Source organism: Sphingobacterium micropteri (assembly GCF_014692515.1).
GTDB classification, from domain to species: Bacteria; Bacteroidota; Bacteroidia; order Sphingobacteriales; family Sphingobacteriaceae; genus Sphingobacterium; species Sphingobacterium micropteri.
Genome location: NZ_JACOIK010000006.1, coordinates 128,872 through 147,428, shown reverse-complemented (window position 1 = coordinate 147,428; position 18,557 = coordinate 128,872). Strand labels below are relative to the sequence as shown.

The following is an 18,557-nucleotide window of genomic DNA, read 5'->3' as shown; positions in this document are numbered from 1 at the left end:
ATAACTAAAGCTACTCGTGAACAGACAGAAATCCAGCTAAAAACTCCTTAATGGCTTCTGCTGTGGGCATTAATCTGTCATGATGCAGATTGTGCCCGCCTCCTTCGATATGGATAAGCTTGCCTCTTTTCATTTCCCTGGCTATCTTTTCATTCTTCTGTCGGACATCTTCTGTAGCATCTGCTTTAAGGATCAGCGCAGGAATACTGACCCTGGCCAATGCGTTGCCGACATCCATTGTACCACTCATCGCCTGCGCGGCTTGTTCCGTATATGGCCCATGATATTGCTTCTTGGAAAGAGCCCAGTACATGATGTCTGTTTCGTGCCATTGGGGGTTCTGACGACTTCCAAGTTTCATCAGCTCGTCCATGCTATAGTTATTTTGTCTGACGAGCACTTCAGGAGCTCCAAACATGTTCACTTGTACTTTAGGAGATGTGCGCTTAGTCGATATTGGTACAGCCGATGAGTTACTTTTGCTCTCTGCGTGGCGGGATGGAGCAACCGGCCTCGTCATGCGCGGCCCTAAGAGTGGATCTAACATGATAACCGCCTTGCCCAAATCGGGGTAATCGGCTGCCAAACGCATCACCGTTGCCGCACCCATGGAGTGTCCCAACAGTATCGGTTTATCCAATTCCATTGCCTTCACAAACGCAACAACATCTTTTATCAGTGTCTCACCGTCATCGCCTGCCTGAAACGGATCTGAAAGCCCATGTCCCCGTGCATCGAGCATATAGATATCGTATGAATCCTCGAACTGCTGCGTAAGGGTAGTCCAACACAACCCGTTATCGGTAACACCGTGCACCATAACGATGACCGGCTTATCGGGTTGCGGCGTTGCATGGTAGTAGTGAAGCCGAACGTTGTTAGCATACACGTAACCAGCAGACCAACCCTCGGGAATAGGCACCTGCTGTGCAAAAACAAGGGTGGGAATAAGAAGTAAAAAGATTACAATTTTTCGTGTGTCCATCATATCAGTATGTTTATATAATAAGGTCTAAGATCTTTCTTCTATCTGGTTTTTACTTTAATCATGTAAAAGCAATTGCTGAATGCGCTGTATAGGAACCTCGATGGATGGATGGAAGCTATCACTTTGCATATAGCGCTTCAAGCTGTACAGCAATTGGCGAGCCTCCGGTCGCGCATCCAGTCTTCCCGATAAATCTATACCGGAGACCATCAGTTTTCCTTTACCTACGCTACCTTCGAAAATCAATCCAAGTGAACGAGCGGTAACCCAGTCATCGATTATCCTTACGATAGGATTCAGATCTTTCGCAACAGCATCCAAAAATATAGCATTGCTATGTGACATGGCATCCCACCACTGCCAATTACTGTGAAAATCTGCCGGGAATTCCCGAAGGGCCGGGTGTCCCGGATCGCATAAGATACCGAGGGTATGCGGTGCTTGGCCATTTGTCCAAGCTGTATTCCAAAAGATACTGGAAAATCCGACGGCTACACTTCCACCTTTTGATGGTGCCACACGGCCTTTAGGTAAAGTCAATAAAACGTGGGCACCAGCATCCAGCTTGCTTATGATGTCGTGGGTAAGCGAACTCGTCACAATGACGTCAGGCGCTACGTCTGGCAATCGCTTAGGATAGACGAAGAAATCCCAACTGTTTTTGTAACCCTCAACTTCGAGCGTAAATACCAACTTTTTCGCACGGTCGATCTCGGAAAGCGATTGACGGATAATCCCGAGCGAAACGCCATTACCTACTTCAATATCTTTCGTTGGTAGACTTCCACGGTAAAGTGTATTGCCTTCTGCTTCACTTATCTGCCAGTTTAGCTTCGCCGCTTCAAGTTTCTGACCTGAAAAATTTGCGACCTCAACGGGTACTTCTAACATCTCCGTATTGAGCATGTTCATCTTGGCGAACCTTGCCAGTGGAACAACACGATTGCAAAATTGACTATACTCCGCTGCGTTTATGTAACCCTTGTCTTCCCAAAAAGGATTGACCACGCCCACCAGTGCTGTCCCCTGCCCCGGAAAGTCTTGCAAACCCAACAATTGAAACCCTGCCATGCCCGGTGTACGGAGAGCCGCTTCGATATCCGCCTTGTAACATAGCGCCTGAAGCTTGCCTGACGCACTTAAGAAACTATCAGCCAGATGATACAAATTACTATTTTTGAGGCGGTCAGCAAAAATTTCAAAATTCTTGGGCTTCAACACACCTTTGTATTTCTCCATTTCTTTAAAATCAGGATATACACACCATTGGCCGATTTCATGGCTTACGACTGGCTTTGTATGTTTTAACAGAATATCCGACCAGTCAAATTGCGTTTGGGGTGGCTTGGCGTTGATCACGCTTGCCAATCCTTCCTCCCATTGCTGTATACGTGGGTCGGGAATGTTCTCATAATCATTTTCCGGGACAACGGGCCACCCTGCGCCAGCCGTATAAATACGTCTGGGATCCTTTTTTTTCCAATGGCTGACGAAGTCATCGAGATAGTTGTTCCTATTTTTGCCTCCCGGCTCATTCCCGTGTGTCATCATGATAAAAGAAGGGTGGTTTCCGTAATCGCGTATAATCCGCTCTGCTTCCTCATACAGATAACGATCAATCGCGGCACCATCCCCTACGCTCGTCCCCCAATTGGGCCAGGCAGCACATTCTATCTGGAGGTAGACGCCAGCTCTATCTGCAGCAGCAAAAGCAGCCTCCGGCGGGCACCACGAGTGAAAGCGTAAATGATTTAAACCGTAGGCACACAATACCTTAAAAATATTTGTCCAAGAGGCTGTATCCGTCGCGGGATAGCCGCTGAGCGGAAAGACCGCGGATTCCAGGGCACCACGAAGAAACACCTTTTCCCCATTTATGGTGATATTTGTGCCGTTTATACCGACCTCCCGAAGACCAAAATCGGAAGTCACAGTATGATCTTCTATATGTTCTCCATTTATATTGGCACTCATCCTATAGAGATTGGGCTTGAATTCGTTCCAGAGTAAGGCGTCTGCCCCCATATTATAAATTTTCTCCACTGTGGTAGTCCCTGTGTCAACGCGTTGGCTCCACACCAGCTGGTCGATATCTCCCGCTTCTTTAGACAATGTGCTTGCCTGCAGACAGAAGGATAAATCTTGAGCGCTATCACTTCTATTAGACACGGTAAGCTCTGCACGAACGCGCTTACTTCGTGTGTCTGGAAACAAACGTAATTCATCAATTCTGATGGTAGGGAACGTCGCCAAATAGATCTGGCCAACGATACCATTCCAATTAGTTTGCGTATGATCGGTCAGACTGTGTGCGTTCTGACCAGGATTGACTTCCTTAATACGGTTATCTACCCGGACAGCAAGCCGGTGTTTTCCCGCAGACAATGCTGTATCCAACTGGAACCGATGCGCAGTAGAAAGACTATTTTGCATGCCCATGAATTTCCCGTTTAACCACACCGATGTTTCCCAATGCGGTCGTTCGAGTATTAATTCGATATGGCGTCCATCCCAGCTCTGGGGTATTTCAATTTCCTTGAAATACCAAGCAGCCCCAACATAATGGGTATTGGGCTGTAGCCAAAAAGGCACCTTAATATTCCCCTCCTGCCTGTATGCTGCATACTCCGGTTTATCGAAATAAGAAGAGTCAAAAATACTCCCCGTCCATGATGTGCCTACGCGTATCGCCTCTCCCTTTCCATTAGAAGCCATGGAACCTGGGAGTTTGATAACTTCTTCGTCCGTTGCTTCAAACCAACGCTCTTGCACCCCTACGTCCCCGGCGTCCTCCCTAAACCCCCATTCTCCGGAAAGATCTACTCGATTAGTCCATGCTTCATGTTTGCCTCGGCAACCGGACATAACAAGTATTATCAGGGAGATTAAGATATATATCGTTTTCTTATGCATATTTATTTAAAGTTTATAACTGTTTTGTATTCAGGGATATATTTTACCCCCTGAAGTTTGAACAACGAGGGCGCACCTGAGAAATCAGGCACTGTCTTTGGATCCAGATCCTTAAGATAGGTAGCGTTTTTTTGTAGTGGACGAAAATAGAGCACCATCTCTTGATCGGTATCTCCTTGCATAAAATCCCTTAGACCAATTTCCCAGGGGACACCCTTATAAAACTCATCAGCCACCAACTCACTATTTATAAAGCCCATAGCTGTATCACCCACGTAATCAATTTCTAAAAAAACATTACTCAGCGTCGTGGGTTGCTTGGGTAAACGAAGCATAAATTTCTTCTCACTTACTTTAGTCACAGACACTGGCAGTTCGACTGCAGGTACCGCCACCGTATACGCCGAAGAAGAGTTTGAAGCAGACCGGCGTGTGCTCAATGTTGCATTGCCGGCATCTACCTTATATTTCGATGTTGGATAGATCTCAAAATGCATCGTGTTATCACCACGGCTATAAATCGTGATGCTATCCCCTGCATGGATCAGCGGATTATCTGAAAAGACGACACTTTTCTTCTCCTTCATATCGACGATATAAGCGTCGAGTGCGGTTTTTTTCCACAAAACCAACACATCTACTTTCCTATTGTTACGGATGAGCGTAAATTCAGCTTTGTCTGAGGCGGTCGTAACGATCGTCCGTCCTTGTTCTTTCCGAACCGCCAGCGCATCGGTTTTCCTGATCGCAATGTCTCCATCAAATGCAAATTCTGCTTTACCATCATCGGGTGTAAAAAAGACATAGAATGGTCGTTCGGCATCGCCACCTTTGGCTAGCAGCTGTGCTGTAGCATACATCAGCTTAACCCCGTCCATATCAAAATTAAAAGGCAGTATTAAGTTCTCGTCTACGGGTAAATCAAGTGTTTCATATAATGGGAATTTGACTACACCTTGTCCTGTGTGGATAGCAAACTGTAGGTTTCGTTTCGTCACCATGACGGTATCATCTTGAAAATTATTCAAGAAAAGAAACCCCGAATTGCCGTCACTACGAACGGCATAGCGTAGATCCGTTATGTTTTCAGGCTCTATGATGGAGGCATTTTCCGGCAGGATAGTTTGCATGGCGCAAAGCCGGTCTCCAAAATCGTGCAAAAACTGATGCATCAGTTTCAAACGGTAGTAACCTTCCCTTACCTGACCGTATTCGCCCACCGGTGCCTGAAAATCGTAAGAAATCTTGGGTAACCCATAGGCTTCGTCGCTAAAAAAGTAAGCTCCGTCCTTTGGTGTAGAACCACCGTGATACATATAATAGCCAATCCCGTTCGCACCACTACCCAGACAGCGATTTATCATCGCATCAAAACTTTTGTGCTCTACAATGGGCCTCCGCGAATAAACCGTCATAATACCAGATCCAAGCTCCGCTGGAAAAACAGGGTAGTCCTCCGGCTGATAACGCACCGGTGCATAATCGGGGTTTCTATGCATATCTTTATACAGAAAGAAAGGCGAAATATCCCGGCCAGGTGTCCAAAAGGGATAGGCGTAGGCGGCTGTAACCGGTATACTTTCATTTTCGACAATCGCGGCATTTCCCCATCCTGTTGCTGTATACAAAGGCGTGACCATACCTTTGCCGACAGCCAGTTCCTTCAGCACTTTCATATGGTCATTACCGAGTTGACTGTATGGATTATCTCCCTTCGCAATACCGACTCCTTCTTGCGTCACGGCCAGGTCCCGCTCTGAGGCTGTCATATCATGAGGCTGCCCAGGATAGGTCAGTGCCCAGGGCGCTGCTGAATGTTGGTACTCATTTTCCAGTTGTATGCCCACAATAGGACCGCCATCTTTATAATACAGGCCCTCTAGCTCTCCAGCAATCGCGGTATATAGCCGTTCTACATACGCTAGATAAGTGGGATCGTTCGACCGGATAACCAGCGGCTTGCCCAGTAGCCAATCCGGCAAACCACCGTTCCGTATCTCGCCATGGGCAAACGGACCAATACGCACAATGACAAATAGATCGTTTTCGGAACAAAGCCGTATAAATTCCCGTAGGTTACGGTTTTCCTCCCAATCAAACTCTCCTTCCTTTCGTTCATGTATATTCCAAAACACATACGTTGCCACCGTATTTATTCCCCCGGCTTTCATTTTTTTCAAGGACTCATCCCAATAGCGGGAAGCATAACGGCAGTAATGAAACTCTCCTGTAATCGGGACCCAGGGCTTACCATTCCGAGTTATAAACTTATTATTTACATAAATGGAATGACCGTCTCTACCCTCTCCCCCCAGGCGCAGGTGTCCCTCACGGGGGGGAGAGGGCACAACACTTGCGTCGATTGTATATAGGTTTTGTGCATTTCCCAGTAAAAAGAAACTTGCCAGCAATACGGTTATTTTTATCCTAATAATTAGGCGTCGATTATTTATGGTCTTGTTTTTCTCTATCATAAAACTTATTTTAGAATCACGTCATTTCCGACAATATGTTCAACGCAGGCGTATGCAACAATTTAAGGTGACAGTGTGCTCCAAAATGCATATTATCGGCGCGCACAACGGTATCAAGATATTGAAGCGCCCCCTTATAATCCCCTATCCCAAACAGCCCCAAGGCCGAAATGTAAAGACAATGTAGGCGGTTCCGCTCCTGGAGGTCTGCCTTGAAAATTAAGAGATCTGGGAGCGAAACTGCAAAATAATCTATCGTTATATCATCATGCAAATGCGCCATTCCGTAGTCATAAAGTTTGCGAAAAATTATTTCAGCCGCAGCTTTATCCCCCAGTTTTTTCCAAGCTAGCCCCTGATAGAATATTTTATCGGGTTGTTGATCGTTATAGAAGATGTTAGCTGCCGGCTCTGATAATCCGACTGTGGCTTTCGTCCAAAAAGACCTTGCCTCGTCCAACTCGCCCAGCCGTTCATAAGCGCATCCCATCCAATAGAAAATATCGTTTTCCTGGGCACCGGGCAGTTTACCTTCTCCCAAGTTATAAGGGTACGATTGCGCCTGATTCAATTTATCGATCGCCTCCGAAAACCTTGAATTCCGCAGGTCTTCTTTAGCCAATTCCACCAAGCTATAGCTATATTGAGTAGAAACCTTGCCTTCACCACCTTCCCAAGGATGAAATTTGCGGTTCATAATCCGGTCGTAAGCTTTCTGAAAATGTCCCTGCAAGTTGTATATCGCACTGATTTCAAGATACAGGTCGTCGCGTTGTTCGGCAACCTGTTGCCATTTTTCGAGCGTGGCAAGTCGATCCCTCAGCGGATAGTTTAATCGTTTGTAGAGCTGATCTAACTCCATTAATATCCGTGCATCCGTATTATCGAGAACAAATGCACGTTCGAAGTAACGGACCGCCTTCTCGATATCATCCTGCTTATTGTACGCGGCAATGGCAAGATTCCGATAAGCCTTTGGGAAATTTGGTTCGCGTGACACGGTCTTTTCCCAACAGGAGATTGCTAATTCATACTGCCGCTTGTCGTACCAAAGATTACCGAGATAATAGGCGGCACCAGCATCTTCGGGATTTAGCTCCAACACGGTTTCCAATACAAGAATATCTTCCAGTCGATTCGGGAAGCAGTACACTGCATCGACAGACGTCGCTTTGGTAAGCCAGGCATCCGCTTGATTTCGATCTCCAAGTTTGAGCCAATAATAGGCTGTATAGTAATAAATAAGGGGATCTTTTGCGTCATCCTGAGCCGCAAAGCTCAAGATTTCAATAGATTCGCGATATGCGCCGAAAGCGGCAAAATCGATCGCATACTCGATAAGCGTATGCGGCTGTTGCCGGGAAATAGCCAAAAACTGCTGTAATAAATCCTCCGATTCTGCCAATCGTTTTTGGGCCTGATGAGAAAGGAAGGCTTCGAAAAGTGTGCCCAGATTAAACGGATCCCGTTTCAAGGCAACATTGGAAACATCGATGGCAGCCTCCGACAATCCTAGCTGACGCAATACAAAAGCTTTCAGCACGTATGCCTTACCATTTCTTGCATTTCGATCCAGCGACCAATCGATGTGCTCCAGGACTTTGTCGAAGTCACCCCGGATGGCATCGATCTGTGCCAAAGCAAAAAAAGCACTATCCTGCCATGCACTGCTCCAGGTTGCTTTATAAAAAGCATCATAAGCAGCATCGAGATTGCCGCCGAACACCATAGCCAGGCCAAAATTGTAATAAGGTTCGCTGTCATAAGGGTTGGGGTTACGGCTGGTTAAGGTAGCAATAGCTTGCTTAAAATAGGGTATAGATAGCACAAAACGCCCCTTGCGCAGATACCACTTGCCCATCGCATTGTTGCTTCTGACATCAGTAGGATCTCTACGTAGCGCTTCTTCATAATACGATACGGGATTATAAATCGCATGTCGGTATTGTTCCAGGTGCTGTCCCACCAAAAATAATTGTTCTATACTTCCGATTGCTTCCGGACGGGGCGCTGGTTCGGCCGGCGGGGGGAGCGCATACTTATCATTTAGGCTAGGCTCATACCGGAGCAATTCCGCACCTTCCTTCGAATGTAGCACCAATTTGAACTTGTCTTCCTCTACAGCGTAATCAACCCGAAGCTCTTCCTGGAAAATTGTAGTAGGCGACAATTCAACCGCTCGATCTAATATGGTTAGATCGCCATATTGTAACGTTACTCGGACATTGGTAAAAACCGAAGTAGCGAAAACACGTACGATGATACGATCGTCAATATGTTCTAATCCTAGAAGAAAATCTTTGGATGCATTCTTCACCATACCAATCGCTCGATACGGTAAAAAGTATTGCGTGAACGCTTTCTCTTCATAAGGCATCAGCCAAGAAAAATCGGGTTGATTGTCGGTAAATACGCCTGTCATTAGTTCGATATAAGGCCCGTCGTTATCCGTTAAATTTCGGTCCCAGGCTAAACCAAAATCACCATTGCCCCAGGTCCATTGTTTTTTTCCCGGCGAAACATGATGGTTAGCTACATGTAGGACACCTGCCTTACTGTCATGCTCGTACCCCCCTACAAAATCATACCGCGAATTGACAGCCATATAAGAAGTAGGTACCGGGATATTTTTGTATTTTGATATATCCGTACCTGGTGCGTAATCCACTTTATAATACGTTCCTGTAGCCATGGGGAAAGAGGAAACATCTCTTTTCCCATGATCAAATACCGCACTGACATCCGGTGGAAATACAGATTGATAGTGCTCATTTACCCGAACGGCCGGATTTGCCCACCATAAAAATGTCTGTGGCAGCGGCGTCCGATTATGCAGCTTTACATTAATCTCTAGAAAGGCCTTATCGGGATGAAGCGTAAAGCCGGCCATCCCCTTGGTATGGAACATCTTTTCCACTTCACTCACCCAAATGGTCTTACTCCCGTCGACGTTCTCCTCGAGCGCAAAATCAACAGGATCAAATGTACTGGGGCGATGGTGTTGCGGCCAATTGAATTCGATGCCACCAGAAATCCAGGGGCCACAGAGTCCCACCAAAGCAGGTTTGATAACCTGGTTATAATAAATAAAATGACGATGGGCAATTTTATCATATGCCATCTGAATCCGCCCTCCGAGCTCCGGCAAGACCATGATCTTGATGTACTGGTTTTCCAGGAAGAGACCGTGATAGACTTTATCTATTTTTTTATCACTGATGGATTCAATTATGGGATATGGATATACCGTTCCGCTACTCCCTTGATATACCCTGCTTTCAAAAAACATCGGATTCGTATCGGGTTTCCCTACTTCGTAAGTGCCGATAGTTACCGATTCCTGCCAAATCTTCACGTCCATGTGTATCAGTTATATTGTTTTAGTTAATGCGATGTAAATGTTTCCTCCAATTGTTCGAGTGTCTGCCCCTTTGTTTCCTTAACCCTTAATTTGATAAACAAGAACCCTAAAAGACAGATACCGGCGTACAGGTAAAAAGGGCCATAGGCTCCTAATTTTTCTACCAGCACGGGAAATGTAAAGACTAAGATAAAATATGCGGCCCAGAGCGATATGATAGCTATCGATGACGCCTTACTCCGGATCCGGTTTGGAAAAATCTCTGAAATAATCACCCACGTGACCGGAGCAAGCGAAGTCGCATAAATGGCGATGGCCAACAGGACAACAATTGAAATCAATGCTGTATAAGCTCCGGTTTGCAGGAGCAGCGCCAAGCCGACATAGGATAACGCCAACCCGATCGCCCCGAATAGCATGAGCGGCCGTCTTCCCAATCTATCTACTTGCCACATGGCTAAAAAGGTGAAAATAAGATTCACAACACCAATGGATACTGTTTCCAATAACTGCCGGTCCAAACTTGCTCCCGCAGCTTCAAAAATAGTAGACGTATAGTTAAAGACGACATTGATGCCGCAAATCTGCTGAAATACGGCGAGCGTGATCCCCACCAAAATGGCCGGTCGCACTGCCTTTCCGAAAACATCACGATAGGAAGATTTAATGGTCCCGGTTACGGAAGCATTAATTTCGCTAAGGGTTTTTTCAACATATAGCGGCGATCCCAAACGGGCTAAAACCTCTTTAGCTTTCTGGTGCTTACCGACGAGTGCATACCATCTCGGGCTCTCGGGCAACCAGATTACGCCGAGGAAAAAAAAGGTCGCCGGAATGGCTCCCAAACCAAACATCCACCGCCAAACCTCTGGATCATCGTCCGAAATAAAATAATTTACGAGGTTGGTTATCAGGATTCCTATAACGATAGTGAGTTGATTAATCGCGACATTCCGCCCCCGTATCTTAGCCGGCGAAATCTCCGCAATGTACATGGGACTCAATATCGAGGCCATGCCTACGCCTATCCCCGATAAAAAACGCATCGTAACGAACGATGATAGCCCCCAAGAAAAAGCCATACCCAAGGAAGAGAAGGCAAAAATCAGCGCAGCAAGCATAAGACCTGGCCTGCGTCCAAACCGCTCCGCTATATTGCCGGCAAATAAACATCCGATGATACAACCCAAGGCCAGTGATCCTGTCAAGAAGCCTTCCCACCAGGCATCGAGCTGAAAGCTCATCCGTAAAAAGGGTAAAGCTCCTGATATGACGGCAAAGTCGAAACCGAAAAGGTAGCCTCCTAGCGCGGATATCAGCGAGATTCCAATGATGTAGCTATGATTAACTTTCTCTTGCTTGTTCATTAATTAAAGGTAAAATAGATTTGACTGATATCCACACTGGAAGATTTTTCTTGTTCGGACACGCCGCTTGTCGCGGGGCGCATCGATACCTGTATGCTCTGCAAGTTATCCAACCGTACCTTATCTGTTGCATGTCCTCTATCGGAGGCTGGGGTAAGCCAGTAGTTCCAGCGACCGGGATATCCTACCGGTAACATGACCCCCCTGTTTAAGCTAAATTGATCAACGGGAATACGTATATCCTGCCAATCCGCCGTAACCGGCACTAGACTGGACCAACTTGTACCGTCTTTTTCAACGAGCGTCACAAATGCTTCTTGTTTATTTTTTAACCCTTTTGCCGAAATAACAAGATGTCTTGCCTCCAGAATTTTGCTCCCCAAGGGATTTATAACATCTTCTACCGGCAGCGATATCGTATAATCTTCTAAATCGTGATCGTACGGAATTCCGACACGTATTGCAGGCTCTCCATCTCGATCAGATGTTACCAGCGAAAAATAGTTGGCGCGCACACCTCCATCCATGCGCGAAGCGGAGATTCGTGTGAAGTCGCTCGCAACGTCAACTAACTTGATGGCCCCCCTTGCCGGAACAATCTGGCCATCCCAGGTCTCGCATCCAGAAAAATTCCAATCAAGCGGCGTTATGGTCGTTTGGGAGGGATAGTTGACTGCTCGTCCATCATGATCTACTACAATACACCAAGAGATTGGGCCTGCATTAAAAAATCTTTCTCTCCAGGGGACGGACACCTCATATGTATATCCTGACGTGCGATGCATGGTAAATGGAATAAAGCGCCGGCTATTGGCTACCTTTACAAAGAGCTGTACCGAATCGGGTAAGTCCCGATGATAGACTTCGGCCGTGAAATGGAGAGGTTTTCCTTCGTTAAAGTGCGTCTGTGAACCAGCAACGACCTGCAGCGGCAGTTCTTGATCCGGAAGCGATACAAATTCGTCCATCTTCAGCTGACCCACCTTTCGGGGTAGATTAGCAATATCAAATGTTTTATCTGCCGTCAGCATATAGACTCCCGGATGAATTCCAAAAGTCCCGTCGACCGCAGAAGCAGCAAAACTGTTCCCGTCGTTCAAAGATACGACATGAAAGTTATCTCCCAAACCCGGTATACGGACCTGCATAGGCCACGTTCTGCTGATACTCCTTGTAACAACCTTATCCGGACTTGGCATTTCAAACGGATCACGGATGGGCAGAGCATCCGGATAAACCTCCAAACGCCAAGTCTTCGAATCAATTTTATCCAGAAAATAGATCCCTCTTCCCTCATACTGTACGACAGGCGAAGAACCTACCCCTGCTATCTTTTGAAGCTTATCCAACGCCACAGGCTTACTATCGGTGTGGTTAGTGTAGTAGAACTTCTCATCGCTATTGAGTTCCCCTAGATCATCTTCATAATGCAGACGAAAATCTTCAAAAACGGTATTGGCAGGATATTTACCGTAATCCTTATACATGGGTACGGTACGCATAACTTCCGCAGCAATCATCGCACTGACAGCTTTACCGGGTGTATAGACCATGTTAAGGTAATGTGTCTGCCAGCCCAAATTGTAAGGAGCCGTCACCAACATGTCATATGAAAACATAGTCGCAAACTGCGCTCCTACGGTCCTAAATGATCGAGCCATGGCGGGATACATGTATCCGTTGACCAAATCAGGACTGTCAAACTCGTAAACAATCCGACCTAACTTTTGCAAATGAGGGCTCATCATGCGTTCGGAAAATTTATCTACCGACGGTAGATAGTTACCTGGCAAATAGCCTCCAGAGTTCAGCCCTGACGGATACCAAGCAAAAGACGCCCCTTGGATATCACTTTTCCCCATAGCTTGGTCGATGTCGAAATCCTGACTTACATTGTGAAAGACCAGCTTATCACACCCTGTCCGTCGAACCGCATCAATAAGCGCATTGATATACCGTACAGACCCTTTCACATCAGCGCTGTGGTGTGTAGGCTCATTGATCATTTCAATAAACAGGATAGATGGATCATCCTTCAACGCCATCTTGGTATATGGATTGACGTGGTTCAATAATTGGCTGATATAATTGCACTGCGCTTCAATAGCCGCAGGGTTGGTGCCCAGTTCCCCTTTTTTATAGGTATGGGAGAGGCTTCCCTGGATCCGCAGCGTATCACCCATCGCATCGGGAAAAAGCGAGCTATAGGTTACGATCGGACTGAGAAGCATGTGTATGCCACGTTCCTTCGCTTTGGCAACGAGGTAGTCGACGAGATCTAAATGGTCATTCTCGATCAGGTTGCCTTCTTTGTCCGTATTTTCATAGTCGCCCCAGATACAGACACGCAGTGCATCAAAGTTCATACGGGCAAAATGCGCCATATCTTGGTCAATAACTTTCTTTCGATCATCGGTGAGATAACCGGCAGCCCGGTAATCACATGCAGAAGGTAAGCAATAGTTCGCACCATACAGCGCTATTTCCTCTTTAGAGTCAGACCAGCGTATTACACCACGATCATCGAGGTATGCTTGAGGCGTTGACTCTTGTCCAGCAGTGGTGAGTACACTGAAGCAGGTAAGTGCACCTATAATACTTTTTCTTAATATCATCATGAAATAACTCTATTTTAGTTTGTGTATCCTTCCGTTTGTTCCATTCCTCTATCCAACATATACTGCGGTACGGGGAACAACCCTGTTCCAGGCTGTGGCGTTTTACCCGCGTTAGCGAGCATCTCCGTAAATTTACCCATTCGGACTAAATCTATACGACGTTGTCCCTCCAAAAACAATTCCCATCCCCTTTCGCGAAGGATCGCATCGCGAAACGTCTCTTTGGAAGCAATATCATTCCCTTCCAGATCAAGTAAGTTAGCCCTCTTTCTAACTTCGTTAACGTAGCCTTGCGCTTCCGCTACCGGACCCTGTTGTTCGTTGATGGCTTCAGCCAGCATCAATAACACATCTGCATAGCGACATACGGGTATGTCATTTCCAGAAAAAGGTGTAGGATCATCATCAGGATATTTGCTGATCACGGGACCCCGCATTCCACTCTCCCGATTCTTTTGGGACCCGGTGGGCACACCCGCAGAATTTACCGGCTGATAAGAGGTGATCAACAGCGACCTCCGTTCATCATCAGGGTCAAAAGAATCATAGAACGACCAAGTTGCCGTAAATGCGCCCGGATTGGCCCAACCCCCTTTGCGAGGCTCACCTGGAGCCGAGATCAGCCCCGGGTAATCCGAAGGATAGGTATAAAGTGGCCAAGCGTTGAAGTTTCCAAGGTTATTGTTACCATTTGCCGCTGGATCACAGGACACGGCCCAGATCGTCTCCCTATTTTTTTCGGTAGCCACACGGAAAAGACTTGCATAGTCATCGACAAGTCCATACCCCATGGTGAGCAACTCCCTGCCAATGAGCTCTGCATTTCCCCAATCCTTTTCATGGAGATATAACCGCATCAAAAAGGTTAATGCACAGCCCTTATTAAAGCGTCCGTAATCTGCTTCACTCGGTTGTACTAAATTGTCAGCGGCAAAACGCAGATCGTCCGCTACGCGTGCGACATAGGTAGCCCGTTCCGGCCGAGACATATTCGCTTCTGCCTCGCTATTGCCAATAAGTTCGGGATCGTCGATGTACGGAACTGGGCCATACATGCTCAGGAGATAATACATGATGATGCCTCGTGCTGTCCGCGCTTCCGCTTCGAAGGCTGCTTTCGACGCCTCACTGACGACGTCGGAACGTTGAATATCAGCGATCAGCTGTGTGATCTTCGTTATAAACCTGATCTTTTCTAAGTGATTGCGTCTTCCGTCGACATTTCTTAAAAAATTGAAGTCCGCTTTACTGAAGGAATCAAAAAAGCCACCCCACTCCGGAAAGTAAGCCATAGCATCGCCTGGGTAATCGTTTACGAAAATATTTGAAAACTCCACACCAAAAAAAAGATCTCCCACGATTCCTCCATCGGAATAACTCCATTTGGATCCAAAAAGCTTATAGACGCCCGTAACCATGGACTTGAAGTCTGCTTCTGTTTTTGGGAATGAATCTGGGTTTAAAGAGCCTGGAAGTTGTGCCTCCAGTCCTTTCTCACAACCAGAAATACCTATTAGGCTTACAGCTAATAATAGCAATATCTTTTTCATATTCTTCATATTATAGTTAAAATGCTGCCTTTAAACCAATTGAAGTCGTTGTCGCCATTGGATATGGGGCAGCTCCACCCTTGACACTGCCAACTTGCACTTCTGGATCGGCAATTTTGTAATTTGTAATAATAAAAGGATTTTGCACGTCCACAAAAAATCTTAGGTTTCGGACATATTTGTTTAATCCAGACTGGCTTAGCGTATACCCTAATCCAATGTTTCGGCATCGGATAAAATCTCTTTTTTCCAAATCGGTATCAATACCGGCGGGAAGACCTAACGCTGGTGCATCAAAGGCAACACCGGGTATAGTACCGTCTGGGTTGGTGGTCGTCCAAACATCGCTTATCTCTGCAATTCCGCTTTGCACGCCCGTTAGAATATTTATCGGATTGGCCCATGTACGTAAGTTATTAAATCCCCAAGCTCCTCGATTGCCGTAGAAAAATATACTGAAATCAAATGCTTTATACGTGAACATATTACCGAACCCCAACGTATACAATGGTGCGGAGTCATATCGTAAAATATCGTGTGCGTCCAAGACACCGTCACCATTCAAATCCACGATTCGGGGGCTGCCGGGTAGCTGACCTCTGGTAGGCAGTGTCTGTTGTGCTTCCGACAAGGCTTCCCCAGGCTGGATAAGCCCATCCGTCCGAAATACATAAATGGAATTAACTGGATCGGTAGCCGACACGCCGGGATTCAGGATTTCAAAAGGGAAGCGTTCTTTGTGCTCAAACGTCATATGAGAGAGGTTAAAGATGACATTCCATTTGAAATCGTTTGAACTGATAACCGAAGCGTTGATATTGCCTTCCCACCCTTTCCTGACACGGTGTCCTCCATTAACAGGCTCCTCGCCGAAAATACTCAGCGCTTCCGTTGGCGCATCCATTATCAAGCGCGTAAGATCATCTCTAAACACGTCAACGGCGCCACTGATACGGCTATTGAATAATGAAAAGTCGATACCGATATTCTTATTAATCGTCCTTGGCCAAGTTAGGTTCGGCTGGTCAAGCTGTGCTAGGACATAAGGAATAATCTGCGTAGCGCCGCTATTGAAACTGACCAATGAATTATCGGGTTGAAATGTCGCATAGGCATAACCCGAAGCTTCCGCTGTTACACCGATACTACCGCGTATTTTCAGGAGATCTAAAAAACTTGCATCACGCAAGAACGATTCGTTTGTCAGCGTCCATCCAGCAGACACGGATGGAAGAAACGCAAATTTTTTCCCCGGAAAGAACTGACTAAAACCATCGTACCGTCCCGCAAACTGAATGAAGTACCGGTTCATAATATCGAATGATGCACGACCGAAAAGTGAACGTCTCTTATCTGCATTGTGAAAAGACGATACGCGGACATCGCCCGAACCAGCAAACAGATTGTCTGTGCCAATTCCGTCTTTCATATCCGCACTAGCCGCTCCGAATCCACGCTCCCGGACGGGATATTGGCCAATCCCGCCGACAAAATCAAACTTTAGTTTATCTTCCCAAAAGGACTCATTGTACATCACTGTAGCTTCCATCGTATTCATGTTGCGGGTAGATTGATTGAGTGAACCTCGTGCGCGATATAACTGAAAATAGAATGTAGTCGAGGGCACAAAAAAATCTCGTTCACTGCTCTCATATACATTTCCGTAAAGGAGTTTTGCTCTTAACTTTTCGCCGATGATATTGAAATCAGCGGAGATAAAGGTATTGAGTGAATTGAATGCCGTTTTGTCCTGAATATCCAACAAAGAGACGGGGTTACCCGTTACCTGAAATAGACTATAATTTCCGGCCTCGTCGTAAACTGGCACGAAACGGGGATAAGCAACAGCGGCTTGAAGCGCACCAAAGCCCTGGGTGCCGGAGTTACCTGTCTGCCAACCTGCCGTTGAATTGAGATAGTCCGCACGCGAACCGCTTAGGTTTACATTGACTTTTAGCCAGTTCGTCAAATTAAAATCGAGATTTGCACGCCCTGTATAGCGCGACAGACCGGAATTCTGTACCGTCCCCGTTTGGCCAAAGTATCCGCCCGAAACATAATACTTCATAAAGTCGCTGCCACCCGTAATATTCACATTGTGATTATCAACAGCTCCGTTTCGAAGAACCAAGCCAAGCCAGTCTGTCCCTTCTCCGGTATTTTGGATTTCTTCCTGAGAAAACCGTGGCGTATAATTGCCAGGCGCATTGGAACCGAAAGGCGCCATATTGTTGTCAAACAAGTATTTGTCTAGCCCCAGCCGGTTAAATTCTTCCATATATTGTCTAGCCGTCAGCGGCTCCAGATACTTCTGGTTGGTTACGAAGGAACGGACCCCGTCATACGTCACAGAAGCCTTGCCTGTACGTCCCTTTTTGGTGGTGATCAATACAACCCCATTGGATGCCCCGACTCCATATATGGCCGCACTCGCATCTTTAAGAAACTCCATGGATTCAATATCTTCCGGATTTAATCCTGCAAAGCCTCCTCTTTTCACACCATTCAATTCACTTGCAACACCACTATTACCGGGCTCAAGCCCCGCGTTGGGCATCACTACACCATCAATAACGATCAAGGGGTTTCCACGCCCGCGAATAGATAGCGTGATGTTTCCCCCGGGTTCAGCACTTTGCTGTACGGCCTGAACGCCAGGGGCCCGACCGAAAACTAATTGTGCAACAGAGCTGTTTGCTGCCTTTGGCACATCTTTCGCGTCAATTTTTGATACGGCGTTGACCAGGCTGGCCCGGGTCGCCGTACCGTAACCAACAACAATCACTTCATTCAGATTGTTCAAATTCGCTGAAAGCAATACGTTTAACACGGCATTGTTCACGGTCTGTTCATAAGTCTCATATCCCACAGAGGAAAACTGTAAAACAGTTCCGTCCACCGCCTTAATAGAAAACTTTCCATTGACATCAGTGGTCGTTTTTTCGGACGTGGATAAATTTGTGATGGTGACACCAGATAGTGGTTCACCGTTATTTCTGCCGGATACGGATCCAGTTACTGAATTTACATTTTGGGCCTGTACACCCAAGAATGTAAAGCTCGATATCAAGACTAGCAGATATCGCACATAATTTAATATGATGTTATTCTTCATACAGTTGGTTTTTATTATAATTTGTTAACTTAACATGTAGGAAAATTAATTTTATCTTCGCTACACTCGCTTATTGGACTTCTAAAGCCCAATACTTAGAAAAATGAATGCTTATGCATAACAAAAGTTTATATTTGATAAGGTAAAGATAGGGACCCGAAGAGCGCTTTG

The 18,557-nt window shown here is 46.3% G+C and carries 8 protein-coding genes; all 8 read right to left on the bottom strand.

Features of this window, described 5'->3' with window-relative positions; genetic code table 11:
- Window positions 1-10: 10 nt before the first annotated feature.
- From H8B06_RS09740 to H8B06_RS09705, 8 genes are read right to left on the bottom strand one after another with little or no spacing between them, the layout of a single operon-like run.
- On the bottom strand, window positions 11-988 hold the full coding sequence (locus H8B06_RS09740) for an alpha/beta fold hydrolase (RefSeq protein WP_190994094.1): 978 nt from the start codon (window positions 986-988) through the stop codon (window positions 11-13).
- Window positions 989-1,042: 54 nt separating this feature from the next.
- Window positions 1,043-3,901, bottom strand: coding sequence for a sugar-binding domain-containing protein (locus H8B06_RS09735; RefSeq protein WP_190994093.1), 2,859 nt, complete (start codon window positions 3,899-3,901; stop codon window positions 1,043-1,045).
- Window positions 3,902-3,903: 2 nt separating this feature from the next.
- A complete protein-coding gene (locus tag H8B06_RS09730) occupies window positions 3,904-6,375 on the bottom strand; it encodes a beta-galactosidase (protein ID WP_190994092.1) in 2,472 nt (823 codons plus the stop codon).
- A 16-nt stretch (window positions 6,376-6,391) separates the two neighbouring features.
- On the bottom strand, window positions 6,392-9,736 hold the full coding sequence (locus H8B06_RS09725; protein WP_190994091.1) for a tetratricopeptide repeat protein: 3,345 nt from the start codon (window positions 9,734-9,736) through the stop codon (window positions 6,392-6,394).
- 23 nt (window positions 9,737-9,759) lie between these two features.
- On the bottom strand, window positions 9,760-11,103 hold the full coding sequence (locus H8B06_RS09720) for a sugar porter family MFS transporter (protein ID WP_190994090.1): 1,344 nt from the start codon (window positions 11,101-11,103) through the stop codon (window positions 9,760-9,762).
- Window positions 11,103-13,721, bottom strand: a complete 2,619-nt coding sequence (locus H8B06_RS09715) for a cellulase family glycosylhydrolase (protein WP_190994089.1) — start codon at window positions 13,719-13,721, stop codon at window positions 11,103-11,105. Before H8B06_RS09715 ends, H8B06_RS09720 begins: the two co-directional genes overlap by 1 nt.
- Window positions 13,722-13,735: 14 nt before the next feature.
- Complete coding sequence (locus tag H8B06_RS09710) at window positions 13,736-15,271, bottom strand: RagB/SusD family nutrient uptake outer membrane protein (RefSeq protein ID WP_190994088.1); 1,536 nt, start codon at window positions 15,269-15,271, stop codon at window positions 13,736-13,738.
- 16 nt (window positions 15,272-15,287) lie between these two features.
- A complete protein-coding gene (locus H8B06_RS09705) occupies window positions 15,288-18,386 on the bottom strand; it encodes a SusC/RagA family TonB-linked outer membrane protein (RefSeq protein ID WP_190994087.1) in 3,099 nt (1,032 codons plus the stop codon).
- Window positions 18,387-18,557 lie beyond the last annotated feature (171 nt).

Excerpts from the sequence above, each read along its gene's own strand:
- H8B06_RS09710 (WP_190994088.1), bottom strand. The coding sequence starts at position 15,271 with ATGAAAAAGATATTGCTATTATTAGCTGTAAGCCTAATAGGTATTTCT.
- H8B06_RS09725 (WP_190994091.1), bottom strand. The coding sequence starts at position 9,736 with ATGGACGTGAAGATTTGGCAGGAATCGGTAACTATCGGCACTTACGAA.
- H8B06_RS09735 (WP_190994093.1), bottom strand. The coding sequence starts at position 3,901 with ATGCATAAGAAAACGATATATATCTTAATCTCCCTGATAATACTTGTT.
- H8B06_RS09715 (WP_190994089.1), bottom strand. The coding sequence starts at position 13,721 with ATGATGATATTAAGAAAAAGTATTATAGGTGCACTTACCTGCTTCAGT.
- H8B06_RS09740 (WP_190994094.1), bottom strand. The coding sequence starts at position 988 with ATGATGGACACACGAAAAATTGTAATCTTTTTACTTCTTATTCCCACC.
- H8B06_RS09730 (WP_190994092.1), bottom strand. The coding sequence starts at position 6,375 with ATGATAGAGAAAAACAAGACCATAAATAATCGACGCCTAATTATTAGG.
- H8B06_RS09720 (WP_190994090.1), bottom strand. The coding sequence starts at position 11,103 with ATGAACAAGCAAGAGAAAGTTAATCATAGCTACATCATTGGAATCTCG.
- H8B06_RS09705 (WP_190994087.1), bottom strand. The coding sequence starts at position 18,386 with ATGAAGAATAACATCATATTAAATTATGTGCGATATCTGCTAGTCTTG.